At 71.1% G+C, this 9,577-nt stretch carries 10 protein-coding genes; all 10 read right to left on the bottom strand.

Annotation, left to right across the window (positions count from 1 at the left end; all coding sequences use genetic code 11):
• A partial coding sequence (locus tag CS062_RS24240; protein WP_199174348.1) for a baseplate J/gp47 family protein occupies positions 1–3,073 on the bottom strand: 3,073 nt, incomplete at its 3' end.
• Positions 3,070–3,495, bottom strand: a complete 426-nt coding sequence (locus tag CS062_RS24245; RefSeq protein ID WP_099864371.1) for a GPW/gp25 family protein — start codon at positions 3,493–3,495, stop codon at positions 3,070–3,072. The genes CS062_RS24240 and CS062_RS24245, both read right to left, overlap by 4 nt.
• A 57-nt stretch (positions 3,496–3,552) precedes the next feature.
• Positions 3,553–3,852 carry a PAAR domain-containing protein gene (locus CS062_RS24250; RefSeq protein WP_099864373.1) on the bottom strand — a complete coding sequence of 100 codons (300 nt, stop codon included), beginning with the start codon at positions 3,850–3,852 and terminating at the stop codon, positions 3,553–3,555.
• A 13-nt stretch (positions 3,853–3,865) separates the two neighbouring features.
• Positions 3,866–5,659 carry a type VI secretion system tip protein VgrG gene (gene vgrG / locus CS062_RS24255; RefSeq protein WP_099864375.1) on the bottom strand — a complete coding sequence of 598 codons (1,794 nt, stop codon included), beginning with the start codon at positions 5,657–5,659 and terminating at the stop codon, positions 3,866–3,868.
• Between the two features lies 1 nt (position 5,660).
• Entirely contained in the window at positions 5,661–6,392 is a 732-nt protein-coding gene (locus CS062_RS24260) for a CIS tube protein (protein ID WP_099864376.1), read from the bottom strand.
• A 1-nt stretch (position 6,393) separates the two neighbouring features.
• A complete protein-coding gene (locus CS062_RS26430) occupies positions 6,394–6,567 on the bottom strand; it encodes a DUF5908 family protein (protein WP_158238914.1) in 174 nt (57 codons plus the stop codon).
• Positions 6,568–6,621: 54 nt separating this feature from the next.
• On the bottom strand, positions 6,622–7,089 hold the full coding sequence (locus CS062_RS24265; protein WP_099864378.1) for a phage tail protein: 468 nt from the start codon (positions 7,087–7,089) through the stop codon (positions 6,622–6,624).
• Positions 7,089–7,514: a phage tail protein gene (locus CS062_RS24270; protein WP_233218237.1), complete on the bottom strand. Its 426-nt coding sequence runs from the start codon at positions 7,512–7,514 to the stop codon at positions 7,089–7,091. The genes CS062_RS24265 and CS062_RS24270 overlap by 1 nt, the downstream gene beginning before the upstream one ends.
• A gap of 107 nt (positions 7,515–7,621) precedes the next feature.
• The gene (locus tag CS062_RS24275; protein WP_099864379.1) at positions 7,622–9,241 is read right to left on the bottom strand and encodes a phage tail sheath family protein; all 1,620 of its coding nucleotides are present in this window, start codon (positions 9,239–9,241) and stop codon (positions 7,622–7,624) included.
• Positions 9,242–9,259: 18 nt separating this feature from the next.
• A partial coding sequence (locus CS062_RS26435; RefSeq protein WP_158238915.1) for a hypothetical protein occupies positions 9,260–9,577 on the bottom strand: 318 nt, incomplete at its 5' end.

Here is a 9,577-nt window from a genome sequence, read left to right on the forward strand (position 1 = left end):
GCGGGGCGGTCGCGTCGCCAGGCAGCTCGCGGCGCAGGCGCAGGCCCTGGGTGCGCACCGAGACCAGGCCGCCGAAGCCGTCGAAGTCGGTCGACGCCGACAGCCGCAGCCAGTACAGCCCGGCGGGCATCACCGTGTGGGTGGTGCTCATGTCGCGCGGCAGGTCCAGCGTGACGATGCCGGAGGTCAGGCCGCCGTGCGTGGTGTCGCCCAGCACGCGGTTCGGTGGCAGCGGGCGCCAGTCGTCGTCGGCCAGCGTCCACCATTGCAGGGCGCGCGGCCGGGCGCCGTTGAGCGGGCCGCGCGCGGAGGACTCGCGCAGCTGGAACAGCAGGGTCAGCACGCCGCCGGGATCCGACGCGCTCAGGCCGAGGTAGAGGTTGCCGTCGGCGCCCAGTCGCGGCAGCAGCCCGTGCCCGCCGCCGGACACCGCCGAGCGCAGCGTCTGCAGGCCGAAGGGATGCAGGTGGAAGAGGCGCTCGCCGTCGGCGCCCTCGGGCGGATCGTCGTCGCGGTCCAGCGCGATGACGCTGGCCGCCTCGTAGTTCAGCGAGAGCCGCTCGATGACCGGCGTGTAGGGGGGATGGGGCAGCGGACGCGGCCGCCGGGTGCGCGCGTTGGCGGCCACCGTCGCACCGAGTTCGACCGGGTAGGCGGCGTGGCCGAAGGCGGCGCGCGGGCCGCTGAGCTGCAGCCGGCACAGGCCGTTGCGCGGCATCGGCATCGTCGACCAGTCCTCCTCGGTCGCGCGGCTGAGCTTGCGCACCGAGCCCGGGTCGAGCTCGATGTGCTGCGTCGCAATCAACTCCCCGGCGGCGTCGGTGCCGGCGAACAGCGGCTGCCGGGCGGAGCGGTTGGCGCAGTCCTGCCACTGGCCGTCGCGCAGCCAGGCGATCTCGACGCTGAACTGGCCCTGCCGCAGTTCCCTGCCGGCCGGGCCGGCGTAGCCACGGTAGTGGGTGTCGAAGCCGCCGGGCTCGTTGGGCAGGCCGCCCCATTCGAGGTCCAGCGAGAGACGGTCCAGGGTCTTGCGCGCGGCCTCGGGCGAGCCCACGACCAGGTAGGACGACAGGCCCGGCAGCGGGCCGAACGGTGCGAAGGCCTTCGACGGATCCAGCCGGCCGAGGTTGTTGGACAGCCGCACGTCGCGCACGCCGCGCACCTTCACCCGCAGGTCGACTTCGGCCAGCGGCAGCCGGGCCAGCAGCGAATAGGGATAGAGCCGCGCCTGCGTGGCCAGTTCCAGGCGCAGCACCGGCAGCCGGGTGGGCCATTCGGCGCCATGCACCGCCGGGTCGCAGCCGGTGATCGGCGGCGCGTCGGCGCGCAGCCGGATGAACAGCGACAGGCCGGCGCCGGGGGCGCGCTCGAGGCGCGCCTCGACGGTGTGCCAGCCCGATGGCGTGCTCAGGCTCACCCGGAAGGCGCCCTGCAGCAGCCGGTCGAAGATCAGCGCGCGATGGGGCCGGCCGGGGCCGTTGAACAGCGTCGGCAGGCCGTTGCCGGTCTGGCGCCGCGCCGCATCGCGCAGCGCGGTCCAGTCGGCCTCCGACAGGTCGTCGACATGGACGTCGACGCCGCTCGACCCTCCACTGCCTGGGCCGCTCTTGCTGCGGTCGTCACCCGCGCTGCTCGTGCTGGCCGTGCTGCCGATGCGGCCCGGGCTGCCGGTGCCGCCCATGCTGCTCGTGCTGCTCGTGCTGCTCGTGCTGCTGGTGTCGCTCGTGTTGCTGGCGTTGGCCGGCGGCCCCTCGGCGCCGTCGGCCAGCAGCCACTGAGGCAGCAGGTCGCCGAAGGCGTCGCGGAAGGACTCGGCCGAATCGGCCCGCAGCACCGCGTCGCGCAGGCCGCGCAGGTCCGGCGCGGCGCCGGACGAGGTCTGGCGCAGGATCAGGCGGATCTCTCGATCGCCCTCCCGCAGCGCCAGCAGCGGCGACGCCAGCGCCAGCCCGATGCGCGCGTCCTCGGCGCCCGCGCCGCCCGCGGCGCCGAACAGCGGCCAGACGGTGCGGCCATCCGCGACCGGGCGCGCCACCTTGGCGCGGGTGACGTAATGGAGGTCGCGCTCCGGCGCGATCAGCGGGTCCCGCTCCAGCCGCAGCGTGCACAGCGTCGCCACCCGCGTGTCGGTGACGGTGATCGGCGCCTCGCTGACGAAGCGCACCGGCCGGCCCGCCGCATCCTTGCCGGCCTCGAACGCGGTGCCGGCGGGCAGGGTCAGCTCGCCGGGCGTGCGCAGGTCGCGCTGGCAGGCCAGATGGACGCGATCGGCGCGCGACGGCGCCGGGCCGAAGCCCAGGCAGTCGCGGTAGTAGAAGGCGGTGTGACGGGCCGGGAAGCGGTTGACCTCGCGCTGCGCGGTCTCGCAGACCTTCAGGAAGGCGATCAGCAGCGCCGCCGCCGGCTCGTGGTTGGCGGTGGCGATGCTGTCGGGCAGCAGCTCGCGAGCCAGCCGCCGGACCTCCTCGACCGCGCTGAGGAAGGCGAAGAAGCGCTCCCGCAGCCGCTCGCGGTCCTCGCGCTCGGCGGCGGCGTCCGCCGCCGGCTCCTCGCCGATCGTGCGGTGCCACATCCGCGACAGCTCGCGCTCCACCGGCCCGGTCGGCCGGCCCGCGGCCGCTTCGTCACCGCGCCGCAGGAAGCGGCGCTCCACCCAGCGCAGGTCGGCGGCGAGCTGCTGCTCCACCAGTTGCTGGATGCGCTCGCGCAGCACGCGCGGCGCATCGTCGTGGATGCCGGCGAGTGCGCGCCACCAGTGGTCCAGCCGCGCCGCCAGGCCCAGCACCTGACGCGCCAGATGCTCCAGCGGCGCCGAGTCCGCCTCGCGCCCGAACTGCTGCTGCAGCGGCCATGGATCGAGCGCCGCGATGCCCGCCATCACCAGCGTCGGATCGGTGGCGAAGAGCCCGCGCCAGTCGCCGTCCTCCTGGTCGTCCAGGTCGATGAAGCGCAGTTGCTCCGCGAGCCGCGCCGTCATGTCCACGCGCTGCTCGAACGTCAGGTCGTCCGGGCGGAAGTAGCCCGGCTCCAGCGCCCTCGGAAAGCGCTCGCGCTGTTCGGTGCCGGTCGTCATGCGGGTTCGCTCCCGAGCACCTCGCCCTCGCGCAGGTAGAGCGGGAACACGAGGTTGTGGCGGCTGTTGCTGCTGCGCAGCGTGTAGTCCAGGCGGATGCGCAGCACGCCGTCGTACAGGCCGGTGGTGTCGATGTCGATCGCGTCCAGCGCGATGCGGGCTTCGAAGAACAGGATGGCCTTCTCGATCAGGCTGCGGATCTCGGTGAGCGTGCTGTCGTTCATCGTCTCGAAGACCATGCGCCGCAGGCCGCAGCCGTAGCTCGGATGCATGACGCGCTCGCCGGGCGCGGTCGTCAGCAGGATGCGCAGGCTCTCCTCGACGTCGGCCACGCCGGAGACCATCACCGCGCCGCGGGTGCGCCGGTCGAAGGCCGGCGGGAAGGCCCAGCCGGTGCCCAGGAAATCGAGTTCGGCGTCCATGTCGAGGTCCGTGGAAAGGTGGGTCGTCTGGATGGCGGTTGTCGGGGGCGGGGCGTGTCAGCCGCCGATCAGCACAGTCGGCAGGCCGAGGGCGACATTGCCGCCGTGCGCGGTGGCATCGCCGACCCGTGCCGCTGGCCGGCCGCCGATCAGCACGGTGGTGGAGCCCATCACGATCGCGTCGGGCGGACCGACGCAGGTCGCGTTGTCGCCTTGCACCGCGGCCGGCAGCAGGCCGATCAGCACCGTGGGCACGCCCGGGCCGATGACCGGCCCGCCGACGTGCGGCACCGGCGGCAACCCCGGCGTGACCATCGGGCAGACATGCAGGTCGGTGAGTCGGGCGGCGGGCGGCATGGCGGGTCCTTCCTCAATTGATCATGACCATCGCGCCCTTGACCACGGTCTGGCCCGAGGCCGAGAGTTCCGCGGCGGCATTGCCCTTGGCGGCGAAGCCGATCCGGGCCTCGCAGTTGACATTCAGGCCGGTGGTCTTGACGTCGGCCTGCGAGCTGATGCTCACCGCGCCGACCGCGTCCAGCGCGATGCGGCCCTGGGCGGTGACGGTGATGTCCTTGGGGCTGTCCAGCGCGATGCCGGCCGGTCCGAGCACGACGGTGTTGCCGTTCTGGTCCTCGAGCCGGATGGACTTGTCCTTGTCGCTGAGCACGACGCGGTTGTTGGCCGGCGTGGCGAGGGTGATGACCTGGTCCTTCTCGTCGAACTCGAGCTTGTGACCGCAGCGGGTGACGAAGGCCTTGGTGTCGTTGGGCGCAGCCAGCGCATAGGGCGGCGTGCGGCCGCTGCTGTAGAGGCTGCCCAGCACCACCGGATGCGAGGGGTCGCCGGCGAAGTAGCCCAGCACCACCTCGTCGCCGACCTCGGGCAGGAAGAAGGCGCCGAAGCCGCTGCTCGCGTGGCCCTGCAGCAGCCGGGCCCAGACGCCCTCGGTCTCGGCCTGCAGCACCGGCACCTTGACCTGGATGCGCTGCTCGCCGGCGGGGTCGCCGTCGAGCTTGAGCACCACGCCCACCTGCAGGCCGGGCACCGGCGGCAGCAGGCCCGCCGCCGGCGGCGCCGGCACGTCGGGGCGGGCGCTGAACCAGTCCGGGTCGAGGCCGAACTCGGCCTCGGTCGTCCAGGCGCCGTCCTCGATGTGGTGGCGCAGGCCGGTGACGAAGACGGTGCCGCTGAAGCGGGCGCCGACGCCCTGCAGCGCGATCAGCCCGCCGACGCGGGCCTTGGCACTGCCCTGGAACTTCAGCTGGCCGCGCATCCGCGCCAGGCCGGACTTCATCTGCTGCGCCTTGGCCCATTGGGTCAGCATGTCCTTGGACTGCGGCGCGCCGGCCTGCAGGCGAAAGCTCTGCAGGCCGATGACCGCCGACAGCGTCGCGCTGTCCAGGTCGCCCTGGGCGGGCAGGGTGGCCGGGTCGGCGGCGCTGCCCTCCAGCGCCGCCTGCGTCTTGGGATCCCAGGAGACCGCCATTGCGCTGCCGTACTGGTGGCGCGCGTCGACGTCGCCCTCGAAGTCGATCAGGTCCATGCCGTAGGTGACCGACAGCGCCGGTTCGCCCTCGGCCGAGGGCGCGGTCACCGCCAGCGCGCCATCGGTCGCGATCACCAGCAACCCGTTGGCATCGGCCCGCGTCAGCAGGAAGTCCCAGTCGCTGCAGAAGTGCTGGACCAGCTCCCGATGGGGGATGGTGGTGGCGTCGACCTGCGCCGACAGCCCGTGAGCACTGGCCAGCGTGCTCATGATGTCGCTGTCGAGCTGGTCGATGTAGTTGGCGTTGCGGCGGCCGACGGTCATCTTCACCGCCGCGTCGCGGCAGTCCACGACCAGGCGGGCATCGTTGTCGCCATGCACGCGCAGCCCGTGGCGCACGACGATGCCTTCGAAGATCGTCTCCTCCTGCTGGCCGTAGCCGGCCTGGATCGTCAGCCTGGCACCGGGCTTGAAGTGGGCCGAGTCGCTGAGCGGGAAGTCGCGGTCCGGCATGTCGCCGTCGTTGAACACCAGCCGCGCCGACGGCACGGTGTTGGCCGCGCGACGGACCGTCACCGACATCAGGTCGGCGCTGGCCTCGAGCCGCTGCCCGTCCGCGAGCACGGCCAGGCTCACGACGCCGACGGTGTCCTGGGTGGGAGAGACGCCGGGCATGTCACTTCCCCAGCGGCGGGAACCGCAGCACGGTGCCCGGCGGGATGTTGCGGAAATCGGTCAGGCCGTTGAAACGGGCGACCTGCATGAAGACCGAGGGATCGCCGTAGATGCGTTCGCAGACCTGGCCGATCGACTCGTTGCCGTACATCCGCACGGTGCGGGTCTGGTCGGAGGTGCTGGCGCGCTGGGTGACGCGGCGCTCCTCCTCCTTGCTCATCGCGCCGACGAAGCTCAGGTCCACCTTGGCCCGCAGCGGATCGCCGCCCGGCTTGAACAGGGTGTACTGCGCCTTCAGCGATTCGAGGCGGCCGAAGAAGATCAGCGTGCCCCACAGCACCCGCACATAGGGCGGCTCGCTGCGCAGGTCCACGTATTCGTAGACCACCTTGTTGAGCTGCGCCAGCTGGCCCTTCACGTCGGGCGGCTGGCCGGGCACCGGCGGCACGACGCCGGTGCCGTCCAGCACGATGTTGAAGGAAACCCGCTCATCGTCCATCGTGCTGAACTTGGGCTCGACGCCGGACGACCCCTGTGCCTTGGTCTTGTCGTAGCGGATGCCGAAGCTGTGGCTGAACTCGGCCGGGTTGATCTGCGCCTGGAAGCTGGTGGCCTTGTCCAGCTGGACCGTGCCGGTGCGGCTCAGGCTGTAGCGGGTCAGCAGCAGCCGGGTGAGCTGGGTGGAAGCGCCATCGGCGCCGCCCGTGCCGGCGCTGGAAGAGGGGGCCGGCATCTCAGCGCTCCCGCTGTGCATGCAGCCGGTCGGCCAGCCAGGCGCGGCATTCGGCCAGCAGCTGCTCGCGCAGTCGCAGCAGGTCGCGCTGCGCCAGGGCCGGTGCCGGCGGGGCCGGCGCAGGCGTCACCTGGGAGCGGATCAGCAGTTGTCTCACTTCGATGCTCATGCTCATGGTCCTCGATCCTGGGCCTCGGTCCTCGGTCCTGGTTCCGATCCGCCGCGGCGCTCACACCAGCCGGCTCGATCCCGCATAGGCCAGCTCGATGCGCTCGATGGCGACCTCGTTGCGGGTGGCCTGGAAGGCCTCGACCGACCACTTCACCGGATACGCGTTGCTCACCGCCCAGACCCGCAGCGGCGCGCCGTCCCCGTCGAGCAGGAAGACATGCAGCTGCTGCGGGGCGATGGGCCGGGCGAAGCCGCCCTCCAGCACCGACTGGCACCACTGCAGCAACCGCGACTCCATCGTCGCGATGCCGCGCGAGAGCACCAGCTTCGGATGCTTCGCCGCCTTGGGCAGCAGGTGCACGAAGGTGTTCTGGCCACCCTCGACCACCGTCTCGGTCTCCAGCTCGGGGCCCAGGCCGGTGACCTCGCGGAAGGCGCCGTCGCGGTCCTTCGCGTTCGACCCGAAGGTCACCGCGAAGTGGAAGGCCGGCGGCGGATAAAGCAGCTCGGCCCGCGGTGGCGGCATCAGGCGTTGGCGATGGTGAGGCCTTCGTGCGCGATGACGATGGTCTCGATCGCCACCTCGTTGCCGGTGGACTTCAGGTCGGTGCTGGTGATCTTGGTCGGCCAGGCATTGGCCAGCGTCCAGACCATGGTCGGCTTGCCGGCCTCGTCCAGGAGACTGATGGTCACCGGCTTGCGCTTGATGGTGTTCATCTTGATCTCGTTGAACCAGTCCCAGAACTTGTTGTCGCCCTTGAAGACGCCCTTCTTCATCGTGACGTCGCTGTACTTCTTCATGCCCGGCATCTTGAGCACCGAGAACGCGGGGCTGTCCCCGTGCCGGTACTCGATGGGCTGCGCTTCCACGTCCAGGCCGGACACTTCCTGGAAGGACATCACCGCCGAGTCCCACTTCACTTCGAAGCGGAACTTGGGGAGCGGCCACACCGTGGTCGATTGCGCTGATCCGTCGTCTGCCATTGCCTGCCTCCGCGAGGGTTATGGATGGAAATCGGGGTCGTGGGTCGGGACGCCGGCCGCGGGCCGGGCCGGCCTCACGACTTCTGCATCTGCTGCTGGAAGGTGATCTCGATGAACTCGGCCGGGCGGCTAATGGCCACCAGCACGGTCACGCGCAGGACGCCTTCGAGGATGTCCTCCGGCGTCATCGTCTCGCCCAGGCCGACGTGCACGCTGAAGGCGTCGTCGGGGACCGCGCCGGCCAGGCCGCCGCGTTTCCAGATGCCGGTGAGGAAGCTGGCGATCATGCTTTTGATGGTCACCCAGGTGTTGGCCACGTTGGGCTCGAAGACCATCGCCTTGGCCGCCAGGCGGCAGGACTCCTCCAGCATGATCATCGTGCGGCGCACGTTGATGTAGCGCCAGTCCAGGCTGTTGCCGTCCAGGGTGCGGGCGCCCCAGACCAGCACGCCCTCGCCGATGAAGGAGCGGATCGCGTTGATCGACTTGCCCTGCGTGGTGACGTTCAGGTCCTCCTGGTCCTCGTGGGAGATCGACACCTGCGGCGACACCACGCCGTTGAGGCTGACATTGGCCGGCGCCTTCCAGACGCCGCGGCTGTTGTCGACCATGGTGTAGACGCCGGCCATCGCGGCCGAGGGCGGCAGCAGGTTGAGCCGGTTGCGCGCCTCGGTCATCACGGCGTTGTAGAGCGGGCTCATCGACACCAGGCTCTTGTGCAGCAGCGACTTGTGCGTCTCCACCGCGACCGACAGCGCGGCCGGCGTCAGCGCCTTCTGCTTCTCCTCGTCGGTCTTGGTCGAGGCGTTGACCAGGCCGGTGACGTACTGGGTCCAGTCGTCGTCGGTCTTGACGATGTCGGCCACCGCCTGCGCCTGCTGCACGATGCGCGGCGGCGTGGTCTTGGGATCGACGTTCTCGGGCAGCGACAGCTCGGCGCGCAGCAGCGTGGCCAGCAGCGCCGGGTTGGCGATGCGGGTGTAGTCCAGGTCCTTGTCCTGGACCACCGTGGTGTTGACCCACGGGTAGTAGGCCGCGGCGAAGTCCAGGTAGTTGACGCCCAGGTCGTTGCGGAAGGCCTCGACCGGATCGCCGGCCGGGTCCTTGCGGTCCAGGTAGCCGCCCCAGACATCCAGGATCGCGATCCGGTTGCGCATCTTGCCGCCGCAGTGCTGCAGCATCGCCTGCTGGACCGAGACGCAGTCGGCGCGCGGCAGCAGCACCGCGTCGGGGATGACCAGCATCGTCGGTTCCTGCTCCTTGATCAGGGCCTCGATGCCGCCGCCCAGCGCGGGCGCCTCGACCTGGCCGCCGTAGTCGCCCACCGACACGATGTAGCAGGGGCCGCCGCCGTTCTGGAAGAAGTGCACCATCGAGCGGTACAGCAGGAAGCGGCCGCCGTCGGCGCCGTCCGCCTGGGTCAGCGCGTAGTCCTTGCCGTCGGCGCGGAAGTCCGAGCGGGCCGGGGCGGGCGCCTCCACGATGGTCAGGCGCGGATCGGGACCATGGCCGAAGTAGGTGTGGTACTCGGCCATCGAGCTGATGCGCCAGGGTTTGTTGAGCAGCGACTTGCCGCCGTTCTCGGCGCGACGCGTGTAGCCGACGAAGGCCGGCACCGCGGTGGCCACCTCGACGATCGAGTTGGGAAACGCATTCTTCTCGACGATATAGACACCGGGTGTCTTCATAGCCATGGCGGCCTCCTCTGCGGGTTATCGATGCACGTGGATCTCGGAGACGATCGTCGGCTGGCCGTCGATCGTTTCGCGGGCGAGCAGTTGCGCCGCCGCGGTGGGCAGGCGGCGGATCAGCACCTTGGGACTGCCGGCGCCGTCGGGACGGCTGCGCAGCTGGAAGCGTCGCGGCGAGCGCTGGGCCAGCGGCAGGCGGACGCGGGAACGGATGGCCAGCATCGGCGTGCCGTTGTCCAGGCGGTCCGGGGCGGGCGCGCTGAACTCGGTCTCGCCGGCCAGGTCGACGACCGCGAGCGCGGGCTCCGGCCAGTCGCCGAACAGGCAGTACTTCCAGAC

The organism is Roseateles chitinivorans (assembly GCF_002761755.1).
Lineage (GTDB): Bacteria > Pseudomonadota > Gammaproteobacteria > Burkholderiales > Burkholderiaceae_C > Roseateles > Roseateles chitinivorans.